Consider the following 25694-nt stretch of genomic DNA (forward strand, 5'->3'; position numbering starts at 1 on the left):
GGCACTACACTCACTGTATTTCGGCGTGTCGCGGATTGTTCACCGCCCATTCACCGCGTCCGCGTCGCCGCATGCCGGGTACAGCGCGTCCTAATGTTTCAGTATGAACGAACGAAACATCATCGAAACCCAACCGGAGCGCACGGATCTGCCGCTCATCGTGATTCCCGTGATCGTCGAATCAATGATCGAGCCGTTCGCCGCCAACTTCCCCCTGCTGCACGATATCGCCCGCATCCGCATGCACTGCGATTTCACGCTGGACACCGACACCATCCTCGAACGCACCAAGGATGCCGAAGCCGTCATCGTCATCGGCTTCCACATCACCGATGACATATTGGACGCGATGACCGTTCGGGGCCATGTCTCGTGCTTTGCGTTCGGCGGCACCGGCGTCGCCAGCTACATCAATCTTCCCGTCGCGCGCGAGCGTGGCATCCGCGTGTGCAACGTCGTGCATTACGGCGACCATGCCGTGGCCGAGCACGCATTCGCCCTGATCATGGAGCTCGCCCGACAGGTCGGCCGGCTTGACGCGCAGGTGCGTCGCGGCGACTGGGGCGGCATCGACGGCATCGGGCTGCACGGCAAGAAGCTCGGTCTGGTCGGATTCGGCGGCATCGGCCGGACCGTCGCCCGCATCGCCAATGGTTTCGGCATGAAGACACTGGTATGGAACAGCCATGTGCACGGCATCGATGGGTTGGACATCACCCTCATTGACGATATGGATGAGGTGTTCGCGCATTCGGATATCATCAGCCTGCATCTGCCGCTGCTCGACGGCACCGCAGGCATCATCACGTCTCGGCAGCTCGACCGGATGCGCCCCGGTTCGATGATCGTCAATACCGCCCGCGCAGAAATCATTGAACCGGGGGCGTTGACCCGCCGGCTTCAACGAGGCGACGTGCGTGCGGCCATCGACGTGTTCGACCATGAGCCGCTGCCGATGGACGACCCGCTGCGCTCCTTGGACAATGTCGTATTGACGCCGCATGTGGCATGGCGTGACGACGAGGCCTGCGTCAATCTGACCCGACAGGTGATCGACGCGGTGGCCTCGTATTTCACTGGCGGCGACTATAACGCCGTGCTGTAGCACCAGTCAGCCGTGGCGGCGCTTGCCACGGCACCGCTACAGTGAGGCGGCTTCGATAAGACGAACCGTATATTCGGACTTGGGATCGCCCAGAATGCTTGCAGTGGAGCCGACCTCCACCACATGACCGTCGTGCAGCACGAGAATACGGTCCGCTATATGCTGCACGACGCCCAGGTCGTGCGAAACCATGATCAGCGCCGTGGACGGCCTGGCCTGTCGGATCGCGGCGAACGTCTCCAGGATCTGCAGGCGAGCCGGCACATCGATGGCGCTCATCGGCTCATCGGCGAGTATCACGTCCGGCTCGGTGATGATCGCGCGGGCGATGGCGACGCGCTGCGCCTGGCCGCCAGACAGATCCATCGGATATCGGTCGATGAACACGCCGGCATCCAATCCGACCCGTTCCAGCGCCGCGTGCACATTCTCGCGAATGCCTGCGGGGTCGGGCCTGCTCCCCCGCCGTCGCAGGGACAACGGCTCGGCGACGATATCGCCGACCGTCCATCTGGGGTCCAGTGATCCGTAGGGATCCTGATATATCAGTCCGGAATCGTGGCGCAGCCGCCGCAGACCGGAGCCGCCACGCAGCACCGGCGTGCCGCGGTACTCCACAGTGCCGCCATCGGCGTTCCCCAACCCCAGCATGATGCGGGTCAACGTCGACTTGCCGGAGCCGGAGCCGCCGATCACAGCAAGGCACTCCCCCTCATATACGTCCACGTCCACGTCGAACAGCACCTGATGCGCGGCGGCGCGCCGGCCGAACGACTTGCAGATCGACCGCGCGCCCAATACGACGGCGGGCCTGTCGAGTTTCCGCTCGGAACCACTTGTTGACGGTTCCGTCATGGAGGATGACGCGGCAACTTGGGATATACGGAAATCGCTCACGATGACTGCTCCTTATCCCCGGCATCCCCGGCATGCAATGTCAGTTCCCGGGCAGCCCCGACCAGCCGCCGCGTCCGCTCGTCGCGCGGCGAGGCGAGAACGTCGGCGGTGCGCCCTGACTCCACTATCCGCCCTTCGTCAAGCACATAGCAGTGCGTCGTCGCGTGGGCCAGCACGGCGAAATCATGGGTGATGAACAGCAGTGACGCGCCCGTGTCATCGACCAGGGAGACCAGCAGGCGCACGATCTGCCGCTGGGTGATCGAATCAAGCGCGGTCGTCGGCTCGTCGGCGATGATGAAACGCGGAGAGGTAATCAGCGCAGTGGCGATGCCGACGCGCTGCTGCTGCCCGCCGGACAACTCGTGGGGGAATTTGCCGAGGACGTCGTCCGGCAGCCCGACCTTGCGGATCATCGCGCGGACACGCTCCCGACGCTCGACGGCGGTCAGGTCATAATGGAGCCGCAGCGGTAGTCCGACCTGCTTCTCCACACTCATCACCGGATTGAGGGATGCGGCCGGATTCTGGAACACCATGCCGGCGTAACGGCCACGGATGTCGGCAAGACGCCTGTCATCCGTACCGACCGTCTCCATGCCGCCCATCACTACCGAGCCGGACACCACGGCATGCGTCGGCAGCAGGCCGAGCATCGCCTTGGAAATCATCGACTTGCCGGAGCCCGATGCCCCCACCAGGCCGACGCGCTGCGCGTCGGCGATATCCAAGTCGACGCCGCGCACGATGGGCGCACCGCCGATGGCAATGTTCAGGTCACGAACCGTAACGCTCATCGCGCACCTCGCAATCGGGGATTCGTCAATGGGTCGGCGGCGTCGCGCAGCGCGTCGCCGAACAGGTTCAACGCGACCACCACGAGCGTGACGATCAGCCCCGGCCACAGCACGGTCAGCGGGTACACGTTGATGAACTTCACGGACGTGGCCAGGGAGTGCCCCCAACTGGGCACGCCCGACGGCACGCCGATGCCAAGGTACGTCAGACCGCTTTCGGCCAACACCGCGGTGCCTGCCGACAGTGACAGCTGCACCGTCAGCACAGGCGAGATATTCGGCAGGATATGGCGCGCCAGCACGTTCAGTCCCGAAGCGCCGTTCGACAGCGCCGACTCGACATAGGACGAACTCGCGGCGAGCATCGCCTGAGGGCGGGACACGCGCGCCAGATTCAACCCGTATCCGAATCCGCACGCGATCACGATGACGGCCACGGACGGACCGAGCGGCACGGCGAGAATCAGCGCGATCAGCACCGTGGGAATGGATATCAGCGCGTCGACGACGACCACCGATACCGCCGAAAGCGCCGCGTGCCTGGACACCATCAACGCCACGATGGCCAGTCCGAACATCGCAGCGACGGCCACGGTCAGCACGACGATCAGCAGGTTGGTGCGGGAGCCGGCCAGCAACCAGCTGAACACGTCGGCACCGGTGCCGTCGGTTCCCAGCCAGTGGTCGCGCGACGGCTTCGCCCACACATGGTAGCCGTCGGTGCTCCACAGCAAATACGGGGTCCAGACCAGCGACACCGCGGATGATGCCAGCCATAGGCCGAGCACGATCAGCGAGAACTTGCCCGCGGCGTGGCCCCACATCGTACCCAGAACGACACGTGCGGCGCGCACGCCGCGGGCAGTGCGGGCACGGTCTTGCGCCGTCGTCGCGCTGTTCCCGGAAGACGGTTTTCCGGCTCCGGCTTGAGTCTTGGCATCGATCGGTCGCGTCATGCGTTCACCTCCGTGACATCGTCAGCCGACTTCAGCCGCGGGTCAAGCACCCGATGCAGCAGGTCGACCAGCAGGCCGATCAGCAGGAAAAAAGCCGCCAGCATGAACAGCTCGCTCTGCACGGCGATGAGATCACGGTTGCCGACATCGGTCACCAGACCGTTGCCGATGCCCGGCAGCGCGAACAGGTTCTCGATGACCATGACGCCGGTGACCATCTCCGCGAACGTCAGTCCGATGACGGAGACCAGTTGCGGCATGGCGAGGCGCAATCCCACGCACAGCACCGCCTGCCGGTGGGTCATGCCACAGGACATGGCCATGTCGATGTAACCGGAGGATGCCAGTCCGCCCAATGCCGAGCGGGTGTACCGCATCAGCCCGGCCCCCACGATGATGCCCACCGAGCAGGCTGGCAACACCAGCGACATCAGCGCCGAACCGAAATCGGACCACCCGCCTTGGGGGAATCCCTGCGACGGAAACACGCCAATCAGTCCGGTTCCGCGCGAGAACAGCAGGATCAGCAGCAGACCGCCCCACAGCGCGGGCACGGCGCCGCCGATGATGGCGACCATGTGAAACATGCCGCGAGCGGCGCGGCTGCGGGCCAGTGTCGCCTCGCATCCCAGCGGAATGCCCAGCCCCATCGCGATAAGCAGCCCGAGGACGATCAGCGGGAACGTCACCGATGCCCGCTCGCCGACCTGGGCGCTGATGGAGCGGCCGGTCAGAATGGAGGTGCCGAAATCACCGTGCAGCAACGCGCCGATCCAGTCGGCGTATTGCGCGATCAGCGGCCGGTCCAGACCGAGTTGCGAGCGCAGCGCGGCGACCCGTTCCGGCGGGGAATTCAGCCCGGCCATCACCGAGGCCACGTCGCCGGGCAGCACGCGCAATGCCGCGAACACGACGATGGAGATGCCGAACAGCGCCGCCGCGAACAGCAGCAGACGGCGTATGACGAATCGCAAGTGGACTCCTTCCGGTGAGAACGCCGCGCATCCCGTCACAGCCCCCGACCTCGACGGCCGGAATCGCCTGTGTCGGGATACGCGGCGATTTCAGCCGTCACTTGGTGTAGGCGACGTTGTACAGCGGCAACAGGGTCTGGTTGAGGTTGATCGGGAAGCCGGTGACGCCCTTCGCGTACGCGGTGGTGACGCGGTAGTTGAACAGCCAGTCGGCGGGGGCGTCTTCGGACACCTTGCGTGCGGCTTCGGCGAGCAGCTTGTCGCGGTCGTCGTCGTTCGTGGCGGCGACCGCCTTGGCGTACAGGGCCTGGACCTCCTTGTTGTCGTAGTTGTAGTAGTAGGTCGGGTCGGCCCACTGGTAGAAGTCGTGGCTTTCGTTGTGGTCAACGAGCGAGATGTCGTAATTCCTGTTCGTATACACGTCCTGCAGCCACGTGGAGAATTCGACCACGTTGACCTTCAGGTCGATGCCGATCTTCTTGAGCTGGCTGCGCAGCTGGTCGCCGATCTCGGTGCCGTATATGTTCGCGTAGGTCAGGCTCAGCTGCAGCGGCTTCGATTCGGAGTATCCCGCCTCGGACATCAGCGACTTCGCCTTGTCAAGGTCGTACGGGTAGATGCCGGTCAGGTCCTCGTAGCCGGGGTCGAGGGAGGGGATCGGGCCGCCGAGGGCGGTGTCCGAACCGCCGCGCGAGGCGATGATCTCCTTATGGTTGATGGCATAGCGAATCGCCTGGCGCACGCGCTTGTCGGAGGTCTTCGCTCCGGTGCCGTTGAACGCGAGCACGAATTTGTCGGTATCGTCGCCGGCCTTGACCACGTAATGGTCGCTGTCCTTGGTGAACGGTTCGGCCAGGTTCTCGCTGATCGGCGCGAGCACCTGCACATCGCCGGACTTGAGCGCGTTCACGGCCGCGTTGTCGTCGGTGAAATACCGCACGACGACCGTGTCGGTCTTCGCCTTGTTGGCGCCCCAGTAGTTGGGGTTCGCCTTGAGCGTTATGGACGAGTTGGTGACGAACTTCTCGACGGTGTACGGGCCGGAGCCGATCGCCTGGGTCTTCGCGTCGTATTTCGCGTCCTTGTCGAACACGAGTCCGGGACGGCCGGTCAGCACCCACAGCAGGTTCGCGTACGGCGCGCTGAGCTTGAGTTCGACGGTGTTCGGGTCGCTCGCTTTGACGGAGACGAAGTTGACCAGCGAATCGGCGTCGTGGTACTGCTTCGTGACGAGCTCGTTGATGGACCATGCCACGTCGTCGGCGTCGAGCTTGTCTCCGTTCGAGAACGTCATGCCGTCGTTGAGATGAAACGTGTATGTGGTGCCGTCGTCGCTGACATCCCATGCCTTCGCGATGGCTGGTACGACCTGATTGTGCTCGTCGCGCGCCACGAGTCCCTCGTAGACGTTGCCGATGAGTACCTGGTCGATGGCCGATCCGGCGGTGTTGCGGATGTCGAGGTTGGTGGGCGCGAGTTTCAACCCGATGGTGACCGTATCGTTCGCCTTGGCGCCCGTCGTGTCGTTTTTGCGTCCGGCGAACGCCGCGATGCATCCCGCGACGACGGCGACGACCGCGATCACGGCGACGATGGCGACGATCCACCATGTAGCCCGCCGGTGCCCGGCGGCGTTCTTGGCGCGGCTCTCCAGCTGCGCGTCCATGCTGGCCGCGGCGCTCTCGTTCGTCGCAGCGGTTTCCTGTGTGTTCAGATCTTCGTTGTCGGTTGCGCCGGCGTCGCCGTGCGCACCATGGTTTTCAGTCATGATTCCTCTTCATTTGTATTGTGATACTGCGGCTGGCCGCCCTTGCGGGTCGTCCGCCACAGGACATTGTAGCGTCAGGTCGAACCTGACTCGCGCGGATGCCGCGCTGGCGTTCTATCATGGGTGAAGGCATCCGTTCATGATGCGCCCACGCATCACGATTCATAAGGGGATTCGCATGCTCGTAGCGGTCGACATCGGCAACACCAACATCGTTCTCGGCTTCCTGGACGGCGACGACATCATCGGCACCTACCGAATCACGACGAAATCGAACCACACGTCCGACGAGTACGGCCTGATGATCACGCAGTTCCTCGCGCTGAGCGGTCTGCGTCCCTCTGATATCGATGACGTGATCATCGCGTCCGTCGTGCCGAAGGTCATGCACTCGTTCCGTGCAAGCATCATCAAGTTCCTGAACATCAATCCCATGGTGGTCGGCCCTGGAATCAAAACCGGCATCAACATTCGCATCGACGACCCGAAGTCGCTGGGTTCGGACTGCCTCGCCGACTGCGTGGGCGCGTATTACACGTACGGCGGTCCGGTGCTGGTCGCCGATTTCGGCACCGCCACGACGTTCAACTACGTCAATGACGAGGGCGTGATCACCTGCGGCCTGATCACCACGGGCATCCGCACGGCCGCGGCGGCCTTGTGGGGCGAGACGGCCCAGCTGCCCGAGGTGGAAATCACCAAGCCGAAATCCATTCTCGCCACAGGCACGAAGACCGCGATGCAGGCCGGACTCTACTACAACTTCCTCGGCGGCATCGAACGCACGATCCGGCAGTTCCGCATGGAGCTGGACGAGCCGTTCACCGTCGTGGCGACCGGCGGCCTGGGCCGCGTGTTCAAGGATGACACGGAGCTGATCGACGTGTATGACCCCGAGCTGATCTTCAAAGGCATGGCGCTGATCCACAGCCGCAACTCACATCGCTGAATCGCGCGGGCAGGCACAACGGGTTCGCGTGACCGGCTTCGGCATTGGCCACGCCGGCGCAGGTCATTTGATGGTGAAGCCCTGATTGACGCCGTACTCCTTGAGGTCGCGCTGCCATGCGGCGATGCCGCTCATCAGCGTGATCTTCTTGCCGGGTCGGTCCGGCAGTGTAATCGGACCGCCATCGTCATTGGTCAGTCCTGCGTCCTTGCGCGCCTTGGCCCGGTCGTATGCCTGCTTGGCCGCCGACCACGTGTATGCGTCTGCGGTGGCGCTGCGGAAGTCGCTGCGCGCGTACACTTCGAACGGCAGGTACTGGTATCCGACCGACACGGACTCCGCTGCCTCGGACAGCACCTCGTTGAACCGCTGCCCGCCGAAATACTCCACCTCGGCGTGATGCTCACTGGTGACGGTGGTCTTGTTGAGGAATTCGCCGCTGTTCAACGTCACATTGTCGGCCGGGAAGGCGCCACCATCGACGCGGGTCTTGATGCCGGATTTGTTGTGGCAGACATAGTCCACGAAACGGAATGCCGCTTCAGGCTTGCGTGTGGTGTGCAGCACGCCCAGCGCGGAGCCGCCGTTCTCGGCATTGGTGACCGTGCCGTCCTGAGTCGGCATGCGCGTGACGCGCCACAGTCCCGATGTGCCCGGCACGTCGGCCAGCAGCAGCGACGGCATCCAGGCTCCGGCGAACACGGAGGCGACCGACCCGCCACCCAGCGCACGTTTCCAATCCTCGGACCAGACTTTGAGATGGGTGTTGACCAGTCCCTCGTCGATCATGCGCTGCCAGAATTCGGTGAACGTCCTGGTTCCGGCGTCGCCCTTGAGATCGACGGTCACGGTCTTGCCGTCGGATGACGTATGGAAGGGCCGACCGCCCGCGAGCCATATCATCGCATTGTAGAAGCTGGCGTCACCGGCGTCTGCGGCGATGTACACGCCGATGTTTTTCAGCTTTTTCGCGGCCTCGTAATAATCATCCCATGTGGTGATCTTGGTCGCGTCGACACCGGCCTGGCGGAATGCGTCATCGTTGTAGAAGAACGCCATAGGCCCGGAATCCATGGGTAGCGCGTACGTGCGCTGCGCGAGCTGCACCGACGCCCAGGTGCCTGGGGTGAAGAACGAGCTGTAGCTGCCGACACGACCGGTGAGGTCCATCAGCTGGCCGCTCACCGCGTACTGCGGCAGGGCATAGTATTCGAGCTGCACCACGTCGGGCGTGCCGTACCCGTCCTGTATAGCGCTGTTGAGGTGGTCGTAGCCGCTGATGTTGTTCAGCTTCACGCGGACGTCTGGATTAGCCTTCTCGAAATCGGCGATCAGCGTCGTCATGCTGGGTTCCCACGACCAGACGGTGATGACGGTGCGCGTGTCCGGCTGCCCGCAGGAGGCGACTGCCAGCGTCATCGCACAGATCGTGAGCAACGCCGAGATACGCAGGCGCAGCCGCCGCAACCGTGCCGATATCGTCATGTCATCTCCTTAGCGTGCTCGATGTATCGGGAAGAATTCGCTCATCGTAGAGTCTACACGCGCGCTGCAACAGGTGAAGATACGTGAAGGCCCCTCCCTGATGAGGGGAGGGGCCTTCACACGAGGAAGGGATGACCGAAGGTCACCGTATTCCGGTCATTACCACGCCAGATTGTTTGACTGCGAAGGTTACTTGACGGTGTAGCCCTGATCCTTCGCGTAGTCCTTCAGAGCCTGTTCCCAAAGCGGCGACACCATCGCTCAGCTTCTGGTTGCCGGTGTAGGACTTGCCAAGGTAGTCGCCGAAGATACCGCGGGCCTTGACCTTCGGGGCGCCAGTCAGGTTAATGGTGACCGTCTCGCCTTCGGTGGAGAACAGCGTCGCACTGGCCAGCCAGGTCATCGAGTCGTAGAAGCCGGCGACACCGGTGTCGGACGTGATGTAGTAGTTGTCGCCAAGGGTGTGAATCTTCTTGGCGTCCTGATAGAACTCGTCCCAGGTCTTGTCGCCCTGGCCGGTGTTCACCAGGTTGACATTGATGCCGGTCTCCTTTTTTGAAGTCCTTGGCCACCTGAGTCAGCGTAGGCCCCAAGCCCACACGGTGATTTCCTTGACATCGCCTTCCTGCTTCGGAGCGGAGCTGCTGCTTGAGTTGCCGCACGCAGCGACGCTGACCAGCATCGCCGCAGCCCGGTAAGCGCCAGCGCCTTCTTTCCCATAAGGCGTATGTCGCGTGTCACCGCAAACATACGCCTTTCCTAAGCCCTTACAGCCCAGTGTTTCCAACGATTATCGCCTGAGCACGACAACACCCGTCGGATCGATGGTGGCCCGCCCGTCGTCGACATGCGCGAGCGAAGCCGCGATGGCCTCCCCTTCAACGTCGACGGTCACCGGTTCATGGGTGCGGTTGAACACGAACTCGAAGCGGCTCGCCGCCGCGGCGTCGGCGCGTTCGACACGCAGCACGCGGCCATCACCGGCGAGGTCCGACAGCCCCATGGAACCCAGCATCGCCGGCAGGCTCTTCGCAAGCCCCTGACGGCCCAGACGGCATCCGACATATACGGTCCGCCCGTCGCCATACCCGTTGGCCACGATGGCCGGCACCTCGTTCATGCCGGTCCAGCGTTCCGCCTTATAGGAGGCCAGTACCGTGGACGTGTCGGCCGTGGACGTGATCACGTCGGCAAAGTCATGCGCCACCGTGCCATTGTCCAGGTCGAGGTGATCCAATGCGCCCGGCATGTCGTTGCCCATCGGGGCGAACTCTTCGACGCGCACGCCGACGACGTCACGAATCGAGCCCGGGTAGCCGCCAAGCCAGATGTGGTCGTTCTCGTCGCTCAATCCGGTGTAGTACGTCACGAACAACTTGCCGCCGTTCGCCACGAACTCCCGAACCCTGCGGCTCGTCTCTTCGGACAGCAAATACACGCACGGCAGCACGGCAATCTCGTAGGAATCCCAATCGGACCGCACCGGAACCACGTCGGCGGTGATGCCGTTGTCGGCAAGCGCGCGGAACCAATCCAACGGCTCGGTCCAATGATCGACCTGCTGGGTCGGGTTCGCGGTGTACTCGGTGGCCCACTGGGACTCGTAGTCGAACACGACGGCGACCTTGGACTTGACCGTCTTGGTGCCCATCAGACCCTCGTCGGACAGACGTCCCAGATCGGCGCCCAGCTCGCACACATCACGGAAGATCTGCGAATCCTCGCCCGCATGCGGCACCATCGAGGAGTGCCACTTCTCCGCGCCGGCCTTGGACTGTCGCCACTGGAAGTAGCAGATGGCGTCGGCGCCCATGGCGACCTGCGCGAGGGAGTCGCGCACGACCGAGCCCGGCTCCGCACGGTAGTTGATCGGACGCCAATTCACCGCGGAGGTGGAATGCTCCATCTGGAACCACGGTTCCTTGCGTGAAATGCCGTCCATCAGCGACGCGGCGTACGCAACCTCGTCGAAATGGTCCTCGCCCGGCGTGAAGTAGTGGTCGTTGGAGACGAAATCGACCTCCGCACCCCAGTCGTCATAGTCAAGCATCGAGCCGCCGGCGGACACCATGAAATTGGTGGTCAGCGGCAGACCCGGCGTGATGGACTCCAGCACGTCACGTTCGGCGATGTAGAGCTCCTTGAGCGCGTCGGAGCTGAACCGCTTGTAGTCGAGCAGCTTGCCCGGGTTCATGAAGTTGCCGTCACCGATGTAGCGAGGCGGGATGATCTCGGAGAAATCGTTCATGTGCTGGGCCCAGAACGCTGTTCCCCAGGCCTCGTTCACCGCGTCGATGGTCTTGTAGCGCTTCTTGCACCACTTCTGGAAGGCGCGCATGGCGTCGTCCGAGTAGTCGAAGCGGTTGTGGCAGCCGTATTCGTTGCTCACGTGCCAGGCCACCACGTATGGGTTGCCCTTATAGTGCTCGGCCATACGACGGCACAGGTTCAGCGCGTACTCGCGGAACACAGGGCTCGTCGGACGCCAATGCTCACGGGCGCCCGGCCACACGGTGTCGCCGCGCTCGTCCTTCCACAGCACCTCCGGATGGGCCTGGGTCAGCCACATCGGCGGGGAGGCGGTGGCGGAGGCGAGGTCTACAGCGATGCCCGCCTTGCCGAGCTTATCGATGGCACGGTCCAGCCAGTCGAAATCGTACTTGCCTTCCTCCGGCTCGATCTTCGCCCATGAGAAGATGCCGACTGATACAAGGTTGACGCCGGCCTTCTTCATCAGACGGATATCATCGTCCCAGACCTCCTCCGGCCATTGGTCGGGATTGTAATCACCGCCATACCAGAGACGGGATTCGGCGCCCTTCAGCGGCTGCGGCCAACTGTGCTTTCTGCGTTTACTCATGTTCCGCTCCATTACTTGTTCATTGTCTGACGCCCCCGGCCGAACCGTCGCATCGACGAAAAATCAACTGTGACATGCGAGCGGGCTGGTGCCATATCGCGCCAGCCCGCATCGCACACGGTGAGCGTCCCTCCATATCATATACATGTTCCGTATGGAGAGCCAGCCGCTAGGCGCACGTCAAGACCGTCAAACGAACGTGACGCATGCTGCAAGCGGACACTGGCCCTCCCGCGAGATCACTCCTTGATGGCGCCGGCGGCGAGGCCGGACTGCCAGTACTTCTGCAGGCACAGGAACGCGATGACCAGCGGGATGATCGTGATCAGCGAGCCCGTGATGACCAGGTTCTGGATGGCTTGGCCGCCCGCAGTGGACGCTTGGTCCTTCCGCTGGTTCAGACCGATGGTCAGCGGGAACCAGTCCGAGTCCTTCAACATGATCAGCGGCAGAAAGCAGTCGTTCCACGTGGCAACGATCGTGAACAGGGCCGCCAGCGCGATGCCCGGCACCGAGATCGAGCCGATGATCACCGCGGACACGGCCTTGCGGCCCGGGAAGCGGAACTTCGTCAAAGCGTAGCCGCCCATGATCGCCAGCAGGGTCGCGCCGCCCGCGCCCACCACCACGTAGATCAGCGTGTTGACCAGCCAGCGCGCGAAGATGCCGTCGTCATGGGTGAACACCGTCACGATGTTGTCCCACAGCGCGAACGTCTTGCCAAAGCCCAGGCCGAACGCGCCCGTGAAGTCCGATTGGGTCTTCGTCGCGTTGATGAGCATGGAGACGAACGGGAACAGGCAGCAGACCGCGAAGATCGGCACGATGAACACGAACACCAACGCGAACGGCCACATGAACTTCCAACCACGCCAATCCCGCTTGTGCTTATTCACACGAGCCAAAGGCGACACACTCACCGATGTCATGCCCCTCTCCTTCGAAGGACTCGAAGCGAAGCACACCGCACAGAACTTGCCACAACGCAACAGCTCATTGAACTTGTTCCGCGAAATGCACCCTCTATAAATGTTTGCGTTACCATAATATCAATATTGTTGGAATTGTCCACTTCAGGGTACGGCAAGTCATCAGGAAATAGTCTATACTGATGGTAACCAAAACATAAAAATGCCAAAAAACAAGCAGGAACCATGGATCATTCGCAACCCGCTTCCATGCAGGACGTGGCGAAAGCCGCCAGCGTGTCGCCCCAGACGGTCTCACGAGTCGCCAACGGAAGCAATGCCGTCCGGCCGGAAACACGGCAGCGTGTGGAAGCCGCCATGGCCAAGCTGGGTTACCGGCCCAACTATGCGGCCAGGGCGCTTAAGCACGGCAAGTTCAAGGATGTCGGCGTCGTGCTGTTCAACATGCTCACCTATGGCAACGCGCGTATCCTCGGCGGCATCGCCGACGCGGCGAACAGCAATGGTTACGCCATCACGATGCAGTCCTTCGGACGCAATCGGGAACGCACCCTGCATGCCGCCATCGAGCGTATGAAGCAGCTTCCCGTGGACGGTGTCATCGCCGTCATGGAGGAGCACGTGACGGACTTCTCGGAGTTCCGCCCGCCCAAGGAGCTGCCGGTCGTTATCATCTCCGAGGATCCCGCGAACTACTGCCCCACCATCGATGCCGACCAGTACGGCTGCTCAGCCGCCGTCGTGGACTATCTGCTCAGCAAGGGGCACAAGACCGTCTACCACATCGCCGGGCCGTCCTCATCGCGAGCCGCGGAAAGCCGCGCGCAGGGGTGGCACGACACGCTCGACCAACTGGGGCTGCGCATCCCTCCGACCTATATGGGCGACTGGGAGGCGGACAGCGGATATCAGGCCGGACTCGCGCTGGCTCACGACCCCGATTGCACCGCGATCTATGCGGCCAACGACCAGATGGCGTATGGCGCGATGCTCGGATTGCAGGCCGCCGGCAAACGCGTGCCGGAAGACGTCAGCATCGTCGGAGTGGACGATTCGCTGAGCGGGACGATTCCACGGCTGTCGCTGACCACCATGCGCATGAAATTCAACGACATCGGACGCGAGGCGTTCTTCATGACCAAGCGTCTGTGCGAGGGCCTTCGAGTGCCTTCGGGCGTGAAGACCGTGGTTCCCGCGGAGCTGGTGGAACGCGGGTCGGTGCGCGACCTGGAATCCTAGACGACGAATCTCAAGCGATAATGGCTTCGGTCTCGCCGGTGTCGAACGGGCGAGACCGAGGTCATTATCCGTTCAGCGTCGGCGATTCGTCAGAGGTTCGCCGGCTACATAACGCCTTACGTTCTCCAATGCGATACATCCGGTCGATGCCTTCCGCCGTGCGGGTCGGGTCACGACGCACTCCCAGCGTGTTCGCGCCCATGGCCTTGCATATGCTGGCGAAATGCGAGCCGATGCCCCCGGTGCCGACCACCAGCACCGTGGAGCCGCGCACGCTCAGCGCACGGCCGACATCGTGCCATCGCCGCTCCCCTTGTTGACGGGCATATATCGACATTGTAGGCGCACGGAATATTGCCGCGACGCCGGTGATAAAAATGACGATGCGCCGGCCCGTCTTTTCTAGGAGACGGGCCGGCGCATCAGACGGCCGGAGAACCGATGTTACCGGTTGGACTTACGCTTGGCTTCAAGCGTCACGACCGCACCCGCTACCATCGCGAGCGCAGCGAAGACAACGCCCATTGTGGAGGCGCCGGTCTTTGCGATCACGTCGCCGGGCTTCTTGCCGTCGCCGGGCTTGTTGCCTTCACCAGGCTTCTCACCTTCACCGCCGGGGGTCGTCGGCTTGGTCTTCAGCGCGTCGATCGCCGCAGACAGAGCCGCCTCGGCGGCATCGACATCATCCTGGCTCACCTTGTCGTCGTCATAGACCTTGAGCGCTGCGGCGAGCTTGTCATCAAGCACCTTGAGCGACTCGTCCGTATAGGCGGAACGGTCGATCGCCTGAGCCTTGGTGATCGTGGCGTGCAGCTTGTCCTTGTTGACTTCGGTCGGAGGCTTCTCGCCACCCTTCTTGGTGAACGTCAGCTCATACGTGACTGGGGACGTCACACCATCCGGGAAGCGGTATCCGTCGGCGGGCTCGGCGGTGACCGTGACGGTCACGTTCTCATCGCCCACGTTCACTACGGAACCAGCGGCCAACACCTTGCCGTCGACCTTGTACACGACTCCCTCGATGTCGGGGATGGTGTATGTATCGGCATCATCGTCCACTGTCGGCTTCTGCGGGGTGGCGACCTTGTCCTCCTCTACGGCCGTGGGCAGCAACTCGACATTCATTTCCGCCGCGGAGCCGAAGTTCGATCCGGAATAATCGGTCTTGATGACAAACTTGACGTACCGTCCGTTCTTGGGGGTCAGCTTGATACGCTGCGTGTAGGCGACGTTCTTCAACGTGCCCGAGGCCACAGGGGCTCCAAAATCGTTGGAATCGTCGGAGACATACACCTCGTAATCCTTGGCGGCACCGTTATTGTTGCCGTCGATACGGGCGAGGTAGTCGAAGTAGGCGACGTTCTCACGCGATTTGCCGAGATCGAGAGTCACCCAATGCGGGGCGGACGCGGTGGTCGGGCTGTACTGGGAGTGCCAGCTCGTCGACGAGTCGCCGTCGAGCGCCCTCGCCGCCTCTGCGCCGGAGTTCTGCGACGACTGGGCGTGCACGCTGATCTCATCCTGCGGGACATACACGCGGGAGGCCGGTGCAGTGGCGGAATCGGCCACGACCCAGCCGGCGTCGTCCTTGCCGAGCGCCTTCAGCGCCTGCTTCAGCGTCAGCTCGGCGGTCATGCCGTCGAATCTCGCGGTGGTGGCTTTGTCGCTTTCGCCGTATGTCGTCACGGTGATGGGCTCGTCCTTGGTGCCGTAGCCGAAGACGGCGAAGTCCCCGGTCAGCTCGGTGCCCGCCTTGACGAAGATCACGGAGCCTGGCGCGACGGTCACATCGTGCAGCTGCTCGATCGACGTCATGGGCTTGTCCTTCGTGAATCCATCTCCCGCGGTCTGCGCCGTCGGGTCGATGTAGTAGGCGCGGGCGCCGGTCTGAATCTCAGATTCGGTGTGGAACACCTCAAGACGGCTCAGACGCACCGGACCGCGGGAGGAGTTGACCACCAGACGGATGGCATCGATGTTCTGGGACGTGAAGCGAAGGTCGCGCTGCTGCCCGACCGTCGTCATAGTCGCCAGATTCGTCCATGTTCCATTGACTCGTCCCTGCAGGGTGGCGCTTTCGATCTGCTGGCCGGCATTGCGCACGTCCTCGGAGATCTTCACTGCATCCACGGCGACAGTGCTGCCCAGATCGATGGTGTACGTCGGCGTATTACCCACGGCCTTGTCGGAGGAGAGCTTCGAACCGTCGGTCAGCTTCGGGGCCGCTACCGCGGTGTCGTTCGCGGACGCGGCGACGGTCGCGCTCTTGCCCAGGGCAAGATCGGTGCCGTAGCGTCGGGCGAGCTCCTCGCCCAGCCCCTTAAGTCCCGCGGCATCCGCATCGGCGAGCTTGCCGGTATCGGACGGTGGGACGTTCAGCAGATACTGCGAGTTGCGTCCCGTGGACTGCTCGTAGTACTTCACGACTTCGGCTACGGACGCCGGCGATTGGCTGGCATGGTAGAACCATCCGGGCCGGTTCTTGGCGTCGACTTCGGCCGGATACCAGTGCAACTGGTTGGCGGCGCCGCTGCGGATCTCGGACAGCACGCTCGACATGGTGCCAAGCTTACCGTCGGGGGCCATCTGGCTAGGCTTGAGCGACACCTTGTCCACGCCATCGTTGTATGCCGCCTGCGGGCTCCACTCGGTCTGACGGGCCCAGCCGTCCTCGTTGCCCACCCATCGGGCATCGTATGCGGCGTTGGCCTGAATTGCCTGAGGCTGAAGCCGGCGGATCATCTCGTAGAACACGCCATAGTCGTAATGCTCAGTGCCTGCGGTGTTGCCTTGGGCACCGTCGAACCAGACCTCGGAGATGTCGCCGTACTCAGTCAGCAGCTCATAGAGCTGGTTGAGCATGTAGGCGCCGTAATCCGTGGCCTTGTACTTGAACGTGGGCAGTTTGCCGGAAGCCACCTTGCCGGCGCGGTCGTCGTTCTTTACCAGCGTGGGGATCGTGCGCTCGACGCGTGCAGAGTTGTTGCCCCAGACGCCCTTCCTCTCCATGTAGGAATCGGCCGGCGAATAGTAGATGCCGACCTTCAGGCCGTATTTCTTCGCCGAGGCGACAATCTTGCGGAACAGGTCCTTCTCCCCCGTGCGCTTGGCGACGGCGGTGTTTGCCCAGTCGTGCTCGGTGTTGTACCGCGAGTCGTACAGCTCGAAACCGTCATGGTGCTTGACCGTCACCATGATCATCTTGAAGCCACCGTCGGCGAAGGACTTCGCCCACTGGTCAGTGTCGAGGCCGGTCGGGTTGATGCGGGAGGGATCCTCGTTACCGTGACCCCACTCCTGGTTGTAGTACGTGTTGATGCCGTAATGGAGGAAACCGATCTGACCCCAGTCGATGTAGTCGGCCTGCCCTTCGGTCGGACGCAGCTTGGACAGCTTGGTCTTAAGCGCGGCCTCGCACTCGGCGGGCTCCACGTCGAAGGTATTCGCCTCCTTGATGCCCGACGTGTCGCAGCTGACCTGAGAGTAGACCAGCTTGAATTCGTTGGTGGTGAAGTTCGCGGAGGTTTTGGCCAGGCGGATCTCGCTCAGCGAGCCGACGAAGCCGCGGCTGAGCGCGGCGGAATGCACTTCGTTGCCGAAGCCGACCTTGCCCTTGATGCCCGAATTCAGGTAAGCCAGACCGGTGATGTCCTTGGTCTGGGCGTCGCCGCCATCCACGCGCATGACGAGCTTCGCGCCGGTGCCGGCCTCATTGGGCACGTACGCCACCGACACGACGTGCTCCGCACCCGTGGCGGCCGCGGACTCGATCTTGTGGTCGGTCCAATTATTGCCGGACTTGGTGGAGGCGCCGAACACGAGCTTGTTCGACTCGTAGCGCAGGAACAGGTTGCCGCCCGCGCCGAACAGGGTCTGGTTGTCGCCGGTCTGCGTCGGGGTGAAGCGCAGCTCCGCGACCAGCGGCGTGGTGAGGGCCTCGTTGTTACCGAGGGTGAAGTCCGTGGGCGTGAAATCGAATCCGGCCGTGCCGCCGCCCAGCGTGACGGCGGAGTTCGAGATGGACGGATTGGCTGAGCGCGACACCAGCGAGCCCAGCATCTGCTCGCCGCTCGCCGCGGTATATGAAGTGCCGCTGAACGTGCCGTTGAAATCGACATGCAGCAGCTGGGATGCGTCAAGAATCTCCCACGGGGCGTTCGAATCGGCGACACGCACGCGGAACACGTCACCGGCAAGACCGCGGCTCGCCGCGCCGGAAGCAGGGTTCACCTCGTAGCCGATCCCGAACTTGTTCTTGACGGAATCGCTGACGGCCGCGAGCTCACCGGCCGCGGAGGTGGCGGTCTCGCCGGCCACGCCATCCACCGACAACTGCAACGTCGAGGCAGCGCCGTCGGCTCCCGGCAGATATGTCAGCTGGATGATGTGCTTCACATTGTTGGAAGGCAGCGTCACGGACTTCTTGTAGTCATTCCATGTACTGCCGGAAGGGTTCGTGGAGAAGCCGTATTCGAGGTTGCTGCCGTTCGCCCGCACGAAGATGTTGCCCATGGCGGAGAACAATGTGGCGAGGTTGTTGGGCGTCTGCTTCGTACGGTATTCCATTTCGGCGCGGAATCCCTTGTTCGCCTTCCCGCTCGCGCTGAAGCTCGCGGTCGAGGTGAATGTCACGCCGTTGGTGCCGCCAGCGAGGGTGATGCCGCCGCCGTCAAGCTTGGTCGGTATGCTGCCGTGCTTGGTCACGGAGCCCCTCGCCACCTCGTCGCCACCTGTGGTGTAAGTGTCTGCAGCGAACGTGCCGCCGAACGACACATCGAGGTATTCCGTCGGATCCGCCGCCACCGCGACGTTCGGCAATGCCACGAACGCGAGCGCCGAGACCGCTATCAATGCGGTGAGTCTGCGCAGCCACGAACGCGAGCATCCTCTTGATGCTGTGTGTAGCATATTTCAATCCTCTATGATTTTGAACATTCTTGTACTTCTTGCCGGAATCTTTGCCTCGGAGGCACGACATCGTTCCGCCAAGTGTTCAGATTCCCGCAGACAGTCTATCAGATCAGGCTGATTTAAGGTACCCCCCGTTGTCTAATTGAAAGTGCAACACCCGTTAGATTGGAGATTGTCCAGATAACCAGTCCGAAGGGATGTCGCACCTATGGGATGAGCATGTTCGCGCCTGTCGGAAGAGGAACGCCAGGTCATCCGGATCGAGATCGGCAACGGCGCCGGCATCCGCGGGATCGGTCTGATGCTCGGCCGCAACGCCTCGACGGCCAGCAGGGAGATCAGACGCAACACGTGGTTCCCGTCCGACGAGAGCGAGTCCTACCGGCCGTACCGGCCGGAGCGGCTGAAGACGGGCCCGTGGACGGGCGGATACTACATCGCCGGCCCCGCGCAGCGCAAGGCCGACCGCCGGCAGGCCCCTCCACGGGGCTCCCGCGCGGCACATCCACGGCAGGGCGTTGACGAACGTGTGGCTGCCGCGCCGCCACGTTGCCGCGCCGGCGCGGCAACGGATGCGCGACCCTCATGAACCGGTCAAGCATGATGCCATACCTCGGCATACACATACGACAACTATCACGCAAAACTTAAATAGCGTAAACACACCCTAGATGCCATTGTAGGCCACTCAACTACGGTATACGTTTGCATTCTCCATTCCAGCCCCCGCGTTAGAATGACTTATAAATCGGTTTGTTTTAAGCAATACCCCAAGGGTGTGGCAGCACTCTTGGGGTATTTTCATCAGGCGGGAACCGCCAAACATGTTCGAATGGACAAACCCCGGCAACCGAAAGCACCCGGGATCCATCAGCATGAGGCAATTACACGCCGAACGGCACGGCATGTGCATAAGCTGTCTCGGGGGCAATGTCGATAGTGCCGTTATCCCATTCGACAGTACTCATACCGGCTCTGGCCGTCCTGAAAACATTCGGGTCACGCAACCGCTTGAACACGCCATCGTCCATATAGGGCGACATGTCAAGCACGCCGCAATGACCATCGGAAAAACGCAAAGCCACATGCGAGCCATCCAACGCCACAGCGTCAGTAACCCACACTTCATCGGGAACGCTCACAATAAACCTCGTTTCATAGGGCAAGCGGAGCAATCGGATAAACATTAGCATTTCGTGGGCTGCCGCGCCCGTAAAGAGCGCCGGCGGCCTCGGCGGATCAGTCCGCCGAAGAATCGGAATCAGGATCAAGCAGTTTACGCGGATTACGCACCTTGAGCGCGTCGCAAATACGTATCGCAACATCGAGACTCATTCCGCTCGACGGGCGCACGCCGGTCTCGAAGGCCGCTATACGCTGTCGTGTCACGCCGGTTTTCTCGGCCAACTCGCGTTGCGTCATTCCGCGTTTCGTTCTCAAATCCTTCAACCCCATGCCTCACTCCTTTCGATGGTGAGGCGATTGTAAGCCACTCAGACGGCCCGGGGCAATTCCATGCCGGACACCGCGCCACGTTGGCGACTCGACGACGGTTCGGCCCTGCGCGATGTGAGGGTGCAACGGTGTAACAGCCGCTATAAGGGTCATTTCAATCCACGCACCCCGTGAGGGGTGCGACTGCGAGAATGGACTTCGTATTCCAAGATACGGGCACTCCGACCACTCCTTAGCATCGATTGTACGGTACAATCCATCCGTATCTTCCCCGATACGCAATCGCTGAATCGACATGCCAGCAGATCATTCACTCTTGAGTTATCAAACAACAAGAAGAACACACACCGTCCCCAAAAACTATAATCTGCGGTACGAACGACTCAGTGCTTCATGAGAGCTCAGGGCTCACACCGCACAAGACAACTTGGCAGAACACAACGAGCATCGCGAACGGCTGCGCCGTGGACCGGCTCACCGCCAGCCAACTCAACAGCGACGCGATTCCGCCGAGCGTCAAGGCGGTGTGGCATGGGAATGAAGCACTCTGGGCACAGATTCGTAAGCAGGAATCTGGCTTTGCCGACTGTGTACAGCGTGAATAGCTCTTACTCTGATCACAGTGCTCCAATGCATTCGTCCGGCTAAATGATTATTTAGAGCAGCTTGTAGACGGTAAGTTTCAAGAGTTGTTTGGTGGTCTTAATTTCAACGCTACGCTCTCTGATGTTGCCGAAATAACGATGGGGCAATCACCAGCAGGAAGTTCGTATAACGAAGAAGGTGCTGGCATAATCTTCTATCAAGGAAGGGGTGAATTTGGATGGCGTTTCCCAAAGCGTCGTCTCTATACCACTGAGCCAAAACGTTTAGCCTGCGAGGGTGACGTCCTAATGAGCGTTCGTGCGCCTGTCGGGGACCTCAACGTTGCCTTTGAAAATTGCTGTATCGGACGTGGTCTGGCAGCTATCCATAGCGAAACCCCGTCATTTGCTCTGTACTTAATGCGATTCCTTAAGCCTCAACTTGAGGCTTACAACGGAGAGGGTACTGTATTCGGCTCAATCAACGGTAAGGCTCTCAAAAGCTTAGAAGTTGCGCTTCCATCTCATAACGAAGTGATGCAATTCGAGTCATTTGCGGCACCGATAGATGCACTAATTAGGAGTAATGAAAAACGAAACACGGAAATTAAATAACCTAAGGAATTATCTTCTTCCCAAACTCATGTCCGGCGAAATCGACGTTTCGAAGGTTGACCTCACGCAGCTAACAAATAATCATTTGCCGGTGCGTGGGCACAATGTTCCTAACTGTTATTGGAAGGAACCCCTATGGAAACCATCATTAATAGTGTTCTGTCGCAGATGCAGAACATGCTTGATCCGTCACAGCTCAAACATCTGGCCGAAGTACTCAGAGTCACGCTGCTGCCAACTCAGGAAACATCAGCGCCGCAGAATCTGCTGACGCTATTCCTCACGGCAAAAGAGGTCGAAGGCTGCTCGCCGAAAACCATCGCTTACTATGAGAGCACACTCCAGCACATGACCCAGGCCCTCGCCAAGCCCTGTACGCGGATAAACAGCGATGACTTGCGCGAGTACCTCAACAGATACGAGAACGAACGTCATGCGGGCAAGGTCACCATCGACAACATTCGGCGTATCATGTCAAGCTTCTTCGCGTGGCTTGAGGACGAGGATTATATCGTCAAAAGCCCTGTAAGGCGCATCCACCGTGTGAAGACCGCTGTAATGGCTAAGGAAGTCCTGAGCGACGAAAATCTGGAAACTCTGCGGGACCGATGCGGCACCTTGCGGGATCTTGCCATCGTGGACATTCTCGCATCCACGGGTATGCGAGTGGGTGAACTGGTCGGCTTGAACATAGCCGACGTGAATCTTCAGGAGCGGGAATGCTTGGTCACAGGCAAGGGAAACAAGCAGCGTCCCGTTTATTTCGACGCCAGAACGAAGCTTCATCTCACCGCATACCTGCAATCACGTAACGACAGCAATCCAGCGCTATTCGTTGCTTTGAATGGCGATGGTGACCGTATCAGCATCGGCGGCATCGAAAGCCGCCTCAGACAGCTCGGCAAAGATGCCGGCATTCATCGAGTTCATCCGCATAAGTTCCGTCGTACTCTGGCCACGCACGCCATCGACAAGGGAATGCCGATCGAGCAGGTGCAAAAACTGCTCGGGCATGCGAGAATAGACACGACTATGCACTACGCCATGGTCAACCAGAACAACGTGAAAGCTTCACACAGAAGGTATTTAGAATGACACGACTCGGGGATGTTTGCGCAATTCGCTACGGGAAAGATCATAAAAAACTTTCAGATGGCAGCATTCCCACTTATGGTTCTGGCGGAATCATGCGTTACGTAGATACAGCGATCTGCGAACAGCCTTCTGTGCTCATTCCTCGAAAAGGAACGCTTGGCAACCTCTTTTACACTGATGAACCTTTCTGGACCGTTGACACCCTTTTTTGGACAGACATCGATCAAACAAAAATCGTTCCAAAGTACCTGTACTATCAGCTCAAGCAAAAGGACCTAGCGAGTTACAACGTGGGCACTGCTGTCCCCAGTCTTACAGTTGAAGTCCTTAATGAAATCGACTTAGATGTACCTTCGATTGACAAACAAAGACGCATAGTCGAGGTTCTGAATTCTTTCGACTCAAAAATCGCCCTTAATAATCGGCTAAATGATTATTTGCTTGAGCTCGTATCATCAGTTTTTGCATATCGGTTTAGCAACAATGTCAATACGACTGAACTGAAAAATGTTCTTTCGATCTCAACAAAGGCATTAAAGCCGCAGGAGCATGCTGGCGAAATATGGGAACATTACAGCATTCCAGCATTTGACGAAAATCATAGACCTGTTTTTGAACCGGCGTCAGGAATCAAGAGCAACAAGTACCAAATCGACAGTGAGTGCATTCTTATCTCTAAGCTAAATCCATCCACCAAGCGAATCTGGATGCCATATTGCTCAAGTAATAACGCAGTGTGTTCAACAGAATTCATTGTGTATAGACCATATTTGAAGGAATATAAGAGCTTTTACTATGCGGCCATTGATTCGCCTAGGTTTACTGACTATCTGCTTGAGCACGTAAGTGGTTCCACGGGAAGTCGTCAGAGAGCTCAGTCCAAAGACACTCTTAACTACTTGATGCCAAATCCAGGTAAAGAAGAAATCAAGGATTTCTGCACTTTTGCTGATCCGATATATCGTCATATCCAGATAAATGAACAACAGACAGCAAAACTCGAACTGCTACGTGACGCACTCCTTCCCAAACTCATGTCTGGCGAAATTGACGTTTCGAAGGTTGATCTCACGCAGCTAACAAATAATCATTTAGCTGGTTGTTAAGCTCGATTTTCCTATCAAACAAACTAAGAACATTTGCAATAGCATTTTGTTCCGCCATCGAAGGAAGAGGCAATTTCATGGCACAAAGATTACTCTGGCTCAGCTTTGGCTGCGTAGATCCTGTTACGTAGGCAGAAATATCAGTCATATTAAGAAGATGTCTCAGAAAAACGAGATTACACTTTTCGGACTCAGCAATAACATGCGCATGATTATTCACTCTGAATTTTCCAGAAGCCGCATTCGCAATAGGATTCTTGCGACTCCTAAGATTTTCCCCATCTTCAGCAACCAGTAGGTAATCTCCCTCATAGGTGTAATCATCTAGATAATCGACAATACCTTGAGCTCCGTAATAAGGATAGGAACCTTTTCTGTCCTTTCTGTCCCTAGAAGATATCGGCTCTCTCTTGACATCTTCAAGCTCGATAACATCACCTAGACGCGTCAGCTGCTCACATGCCATAGCCGATGGCCTCCAGATTCTTCTTGATCTGCTCTTGCAGACGGTTGGATTCCTCGAAGCATTTGGCGATCTCGCCGGTCAGACGGGTCATCTTCTCCTCGAATGGCTCATCGTCTTCTTCCACTTCGGCGACACCGACGTAACGGCCTGGAGTCAGGATGTAATCCTGCGCCTTGATATCTTCCGTCGTGGCGATGGCGGAGAAGCCCCTCTCCGTTTCCAGAGTGCCGTCACGGAACGCGTCGAACGCAGTCGATACCTTGGCGATGTCCTCATCGGTAAACTCGCGGAGCCTGCGGGACACCATGGTTCCCATATCGCGCGCGTCGATGAACAACGTCTTGCCAGACTGCTTCTTGTTCTTGGTGATGATCCACAGGCTCACAGGTATGCCGGTGCTGTAGAAAAGCTTATCCGGCATCGCGATGATGCCTTCGACCAGATCGGCATCCACGATCTTGGCGCGGATCTCGCCCTCGTTGTTCGTCTGACTGGACAACGCGCCGTTCGCCAGAACCATGCCCATGCGGCCTAAACGGTTGAGGTGGTGGATCATGTGCTGGACCCACGCGAAGTTGGCATTGCCCTCCGGCGGGGTGCCGTACTGCCAGCGTACGTCGTTCTCGAGTTTCTTTCCTCCCCAGTCCTTCAGGTTGAAGGGCGGGTTAGCGAGGATGAAATCGAATTTCTCGGTCTTGTGCAGGTCCTCGAAGAATGTGTCGGCATTATGATCGCCCAGATCCGCGTCGATGCCGCGGATCGCGAGGTTCATGGTCGCCATTTTCCACGTGGTCGGATTGGACTCCTGGCCGTACACGGAGATGTCGTTAATGTTGCCCTGATGGCGTTTGACGAAGTCCGCGGACTGTACGAACATGCCGCCGCTGCCGCAGCACGGATCGTACACTCGCCCGTGGTAGGGTTCGATGACTTCGACCAGCGTCTTCACGACGCACGCGGGTGTGTAGAACTCGCCGGCGTTCTTGCCCTCCGCTTCGGCGAACTTGGCCAGGCAGTATTCGTAGGTGCGTCCGAGGATGTCGCGGCTATCGCCCTTTTCGGCCATCTTCACATTGGTGAACAGGTCCACGACTTCGCCCAGACGTCGCTTGTCGAGCTCCTGGCGTGCGAAGTTCTTCGGCAGGATGCCCTTGAGCTTGTTGTTCTCGGCTTCGATCTGGCGCATGGCCTCGTCGATGACCTTGCCGATCTCGGGCGTGTGCGCGGCCGCTGCGATGGTCTTCCAGCGGGCGCTCTCGGGAACGAAGAAGATGTTCTCGCTCGCGTATTCGTCGCGGTCCTCCTCGAAGCCCTCGCCCTCCTCAACGAGTTCCTGGTATTTCTGGTCGAACTTGTCGGAGATGTACTTCAGGAAGATGAGGCCGAGCACGACGTTCTTGTATTCGGAAGCGTCGATGTTGCCGCGCAGCTTGTCGGCGGCGCTCCAGATCTGTTCCTCGAAGCCGATCTCGGCGGTATTGTCCTTCTTCTTTGCCATGTCTT

20 protein-coding genes and 2 pseudogenes are annotated in these 25694 nt (G+C 60.1%); 7 read left to right on the forward strand and 15 right to left on the reverse strand.

Annotated elements, in window-relative coordinates:
• The first annotated feature begins 103 nt into the window (after nucleotides 1-103).
• Nucleotides 104-1105, forward strand: a complete 1002-nt coding sequence (locus BBBF_RS06685; protein ID WP_021647865.1) for a D-2-hydroxyacid dehydrogenase family protein — start codon at nucleotides 104-106, stop codon at nucleotides 1103-1105.
• Nucleotides 1106-1141: 36 nt separating this feature from the next.
• On the opposite strand, the gene BBBF_RS06690 is transcribed toward BBBF_RS06685, so the two are convergent.
• The 5 genes from BBBF_RS06690 to BBBF_RS06710 all read right to left on the reverse strand — a co-directional run bounded on the left by BBBF_RS06690 (nucleotide 1142) and on the right by BBBF_RS06710 (nucleotide 6497).
• Nucleotides 1142-1960 carry an ABC transporter ATP-binding protein gene (locus tag BBBF_RS06690; RefSeq protein WP_021647864.1) on the reverse strand — a complete coding sequence of 273 codons (819 nt, stop codon included), beginning with the start codon at nucleotides 1958-1960 and terminating at the stop codon, nucleotides 1142-1144.
• Nucleotides 1961-1998: 38 nt separating this feature from the next.
• Nucleotides 1999-2799 carry an ABC transporter ATP-binding protein gene (locus tag BBBF_RS06695; protein WP_021647863.1) on the reverse strand — a complete coding sequence of 267 codons (801 nt, stop codon included), beginning with the start codon at nucleotides 2797-2799 and terminating at the stop codon, nucleotides 1999-2001.
• On the reverse strand, nucleotides 2796-3623 hold the full coding sequence (locus tag BBBF_RS06700) for an ABC transporter permease (protein ID WP_231855251.1): 828 nt from the start codon (nucleotides 3621-3623) through the stop codon (nucleotides 2796-2798). The genes BBBF_RS06695 and BBBF_RS06700 overlap by 4 nt, the downstream gene beginning before the upstream one ends.
• A gap of 128 nt (nucleotides 3624-3751) precedes the next feature.
• Nucleotides 3752-4729: an ABC transporter permease gene (locus BBBF_RS06705; protein ID WP_021647861.1), complete on the reverse strand. Its 978-nt coding sequence runs from the start codon at nucleotides 4727-4729 to the stop codon at nucleotides 3752-3754.
• 97 nt (nucleotides 4730-4826) lie between these two features.
• Nucleotides 4827-6497: an ABC transporter substrate-binding protein gene (locus BBBF_RS06710; RefSeq protein ID WP_021647860.1), complete on the reverse strand. Its 1671-nt coding sequence runs from the start codon at nucleotides 6495-6497 to the stop codon at nucleotides 4827-4829.
• Nucleotides 6498-6675: 178 nt separating this feature from the next.
• On the opposite strand from BBBF_RS06710, the gene BBBF_RS06715 reads away from it, so the two are divergent.
• Nucleotides 6676-7446 (forward strand): type III pantothenate kinase, encoded by a 771-nt coding sequence (locus BBBF_RS06715; protein ID WP_003814936.1) that lies wholly within the window; start codon nucleotides 6676-6678, stop codon nucleotides 7444-7446.
• Nucleotides 7447-7509: 63 nt separating this feature from the next.
• Here the strand turns inward: BBBF_RS06715 and BBBF_RS06720 are convergent, their stop codons facing one another.
• From BBBF_RS06720 to BBBF_RS06735, 4 genes and pseudogenes are all read right to left on the reverse strand, one after another.
• Nucleotides 7510-8931 (reverse strand): ABC transporter substrate-binding protein, encoded by a 1422-nt coding sequence (locus tag BBBF_RS06720; RefSeq protein WP_021647859.1) that lies wholly within the window; start codon nucleotides 8929-8931, stop codon nucleotides 7510-7512.
• A gap of 319 nt (nucleotides 8932-9250) precedes the next feature.
• Nucleotides 9251-9651: pseudogene (locus BBBF_RS10755) on the reverse strand (hypothetical protein); the annotation flags it as partial.
• Nucleotides 9652-9721: 70 nt separating this feature from the next.
• Nucleotides 9722-11791: a beta-galactosidase gene (locus BBBF_RS06730; protein WP_003814931.1), complete on the reverse strand. Its 2070-nt coding sequence runs from the start codon at nucleotides 11789-11791 to the stop codon at nucleotides 9722-9724.
• Nucleotides 11792-12030: 239 nt separating this feature from the next.
• Nucleotides 12031-12720 (reverse strand): carbohydrate ABC transporter permease, encoded by a 690-nt coding sequence (locus tag BBBF_RS06735; protein ID WP_033509849.1) that lies wholly within the window; start codon nucleotides 12718-12720, stop codon nucleotides 12031-12033.
• A gap of 225 nt (nucleotides 12721-12945) precedes the next feature.
• Between BBBF_RS06735 and BBBF_RS06740 the strand changes: the two genes are divergently transcribed.
• A complete protein-coding gene (locus BBBF_RS06740) occupies nucleotides 12946-13959 on the forward strand; it encodes a LacI family DNA-binding transcriptional regulator (protein ID WP_013363741.1) in 1014 nt (337 codons plus the stop codon).
• Nucleotides 13960-14023: 64 nt separating this feature from the next.
• Here the strand turns inward: BBBF_RS06740 and BBBF_RS06745 are convergent, their stop codons facing one another.
• Complete coding sequence (locus BBBF_RS06745; RefSeq protein WP_003817977.1) at nucleotides 14024-14296, reverse strand: NAD(P)-dependent oxidoreductase; 273 nt, start codon at nucleotides 14294-14296, stop codon at nucleotides 14024-14026.
• Between the two features lie 107 nt (nucleotides 14297-14403).
• Nucleotides 14404-18867: an alpha-L-fucosidase gene (locus BBBF_RS06750; protein ID WP_033509852.1), complete on the reverse strand. Its 4464-nt coding sequence runs from the start codon at nucleotides 18865-18867 to the stop codon at nucleotides 14404-14406.
• Between the two features lie 232 nt (nucleotides 18868-19099).
• Between BBBF_RS06750 and BBBF_RS10760 the strand changes: the two are divergent.
• Nucleotides 19100-19357, forward strand: a pseudogene (locus tag BBBF_RS10760) (helix-turn-helix domain-containing protein); the annotation flags it as partial.
• 397 nt (nucleotides 19358-19754) lie between these two features.
• Here BBBF_RS10760 and BBBF_RS06760 read toward each other — a convergent pair.
• Both BBBF_RS06760 and BBBF_RS06765 read right to left on the reverse strand, forming a co-directional pair.
• Complete coding sequence (locus BBBF_RS06760; protein ID WP_231855212.1) at nucleotides 19755-20012, reverse strand: DUF2442 domain-containing protein; 258 nt, start codon at nucleotides 20010-20012, stop codon at nucleotides 19755-19757.
• A gap of 97 nt (nucleotides 20013-20109) precedes the next feature.
• Entirely contained in the window at nucleotides 20110-20325 is a 216-nt protein-coding gene (locus BBBF_RS06765; protein ID WP_003817986.1) for a helix-turn-helix transcriptional regulator, read from the reverse strand.
• A 689-nt stretch (nucleotides 20326-21014) separates the two neighbouring features.
• Here BBBF_RS06765 and BBBF_RS09630 point away from each other — a divergent pair.
• The 3 genes from BBBF_RS09630 (at nucleotide 21015) to BBBF_RS09635 (ending at nucleotide 23725) form a co-directional block, all read left to right on the forward strand.
• Nucleotides 21015-21524: a restriction endonuclease subunit S gene (locus BBBF_RS09630; protein ID WP_197540518.1), complete on the forward strand. Its 510-nt coding sequence runs from the start codon at nucleotides 21015-21017 to the stop codon at nucleotides 21522-21524.
• Between the two features lie 135 nt (nucleotides 21525-21659).
• Nucleotides 21660-22619 (forward strand): site-specific tyrosine recombinase/integron integrase, encoded by a 960-nt coding sequence (gene xerA / locus BBBF_RS06770; RefSeq protein WP_007054956.1) that lies wholly within the window; start codon nucleotides 21660-21662, stop codon nucleotides 22617-22619.
• Nucleotides 22616-23725 carry a restriction endonuclease subunit S gene (locus BBBF_RS09635; protein ID WP_080744238.1) on the forward strand — a complete coding sequence of 370 codons (1110 nt, stop codon included), beginning with the start codon at nucleotides 22616-22618 and terminating at the stop codon, nucleotides 23723-23725. The genes xerA and BBBF_RS09635 overlap by 4 nt, the downstream gene beginning before the upstream one ends.
• On the opposite strand, the gene BBBF_RS09640 is transcribed toward BBBF_RS09635, so the two are convergent.
• Entirely contained in the window at nucleotides 23688-24191 is a 504-nt protein-coding gene (locus tag BBBF_RS09640) for a restriction endonuclease subunit S (protein WP_033501742.1), read from the reverse strand. The genes BBBF_RS09635 and BBBF_RS09640 overlap by 38 nt on opposite strands.
• Entirely contained in the window at nucleotides 24181-25689 is a 1509-nt protein-coding gene (locus tag BBBF_RS06775) for a type I restriction-modification system subunit M (protein ID WP_021647849.1), read from the reverse strand. Before BBBF_RS06775 ends, BBBF_RS09640 begins: the two co-directional genes overlap by 11 nt.
• Between the last annotated feature and the right edge of the window lie 5 nt (nucleotides 25690-25694).

Source organism: Bifidobacterium bifidum ATCC 29521 = JCM 1255 = DSM 20456 (assembly GCF_001025135.1).
In the GTDB taxonomy this organism is placed as follows: Bacteria; Actinomycetota; Actinomycetes; order Actinomycetales; family Bifidobacteriaceae; genus Bifidobacterium; species Bifidobacterium bifidum.

What these genes read in the sequence shown, in the direction of transcription:
- BBBF_RS06685 (WP_021647865.1), top strand. Translation starts at nt 104, where the DNA reads ATGAACGAACGAAACATCATCGAAACCCAACCGGAGCGCACGGATCTG.
- BBBF_RS06690 (WP_021647864.1), bottom strand. Translation starts at nt 1,960, where the DNA reads ATGACGGAACCGTCAACAAGTGGTTCCGAGCGGAAACTCGACAGGCCC.
- BBBF_RS06695 (WP_021647863.1), bottom strand. Translation starts at nt 2,799, where the DNA reads ATGAGCGTTACGGTTCGTGACCTGAACATTGCCATCGGCGGTGCGCCC.
- BBBF_RS06700 (WP_231855251.1), bottom strand. Translation starts at nt 3,623, where the DNA reads ATGTGGGGCCACGCCGCGGGCAAGTTCTCGCTGATCGTGCTCGGCCTA.
- BBBF_RS06710 (WP_021647860.1), bottom strand. Translation starts at nt 6,497, where the DNA reads ATGACTGAAAACCATGGTGCGCACGGCGACGCCGGCGCAACCGACAAC.
- BBBF_RS06715 (WP_003814936.1), top strand. Translation starts at nt 6,676, where the DNA reads ATGCTCGTAGCGGTCGACATCGGCAACACCAACATCGTTCTCGGCTTC.
- BBBF_RS06720 (WP_021647859.1), bottom strand. Translation starts at nt 8,931, where the DNA reads ATGACGATATCGGCACGGTTGCGGCGGCTGCGCCTGCGTATCTCGGCG.
- BBBF_RS06730 (WP_003814931.1), bottom strand. Translation starts at nt 11,791, where the DNA reads ATGAGTAAACGCAGAAAGCACAGTTGGCCGCAGCCGCTGAAGGGCGCC.
- BBBF_RS06735 (WP_033509849.1), bottom strand. Translation starts at nt 12,720, where the DNA reads ATGACATCGGTGAGTGTGTCGCCTTTGGCTCGTGTGAATAAGCACAAG.
- BBBF_RS06740 (WP_013363741.1), top strand. Translation starts at nt 12,946, where the DNA reads ATGGATCATTCGCAACCCGCTTCCATGCAGGACGTGGCGAAAGCCGCC.
- BBBF_RS06745 (WP_003817977.1), bottom strand. Translation starts at nt 14,296, where the DNA reads ATGTCGATATATGCCCGTCAACAAGGGGAGCGGCGATGGCACGATGTC.
- BBBF_RS06750 (WP_033509852.1), bottom strand. Translation starts at nt 18,867, where the DNA reads ATGCTACACACAGCATCAAGAGGATGCTCGCGTTCGTGGCTGCGCAGA.
- BBBF_RS06765 (WP_003817986.1), bottom strand. Translation starts at nt 20,325, where the DNA reads ATGGGGTTGAAGGATTTGAGAACGAAACGCGGAATGACGCAACGCGAG.
- xerA (WP_007054956.1), top strand. Translation starts at nt 21,660, where the DNA reads ATGGAAACCATCATTAATAGTGTTCTGTCGCAGATGCAGAACATGCTT.
- BBBF_RS09635 (WP_080744238.1), top strand. Translation starts at nt 22,616, where the DNA reads ATGACACGACTCGGGGATGTTTGCGCAATTCGCTACGGGAAAGATCAT.
- BBBF_RS09640 (WP_033501742.1), bottom strand. Translation starts at nt 24,191, where the DNA reads ATGGCATGTGAGCAGCTGACGCGTCTAGGTGATGTTATCGAGCTTGAA.
- BBBF_RS06775 (WP_021647849.1), bottom strand. Translation starts at nt 25,689, where the DNA reads ATGGCAAAGAAGAAGGACAATACCGCCGAGATCGGCTTCGAGGAACAG.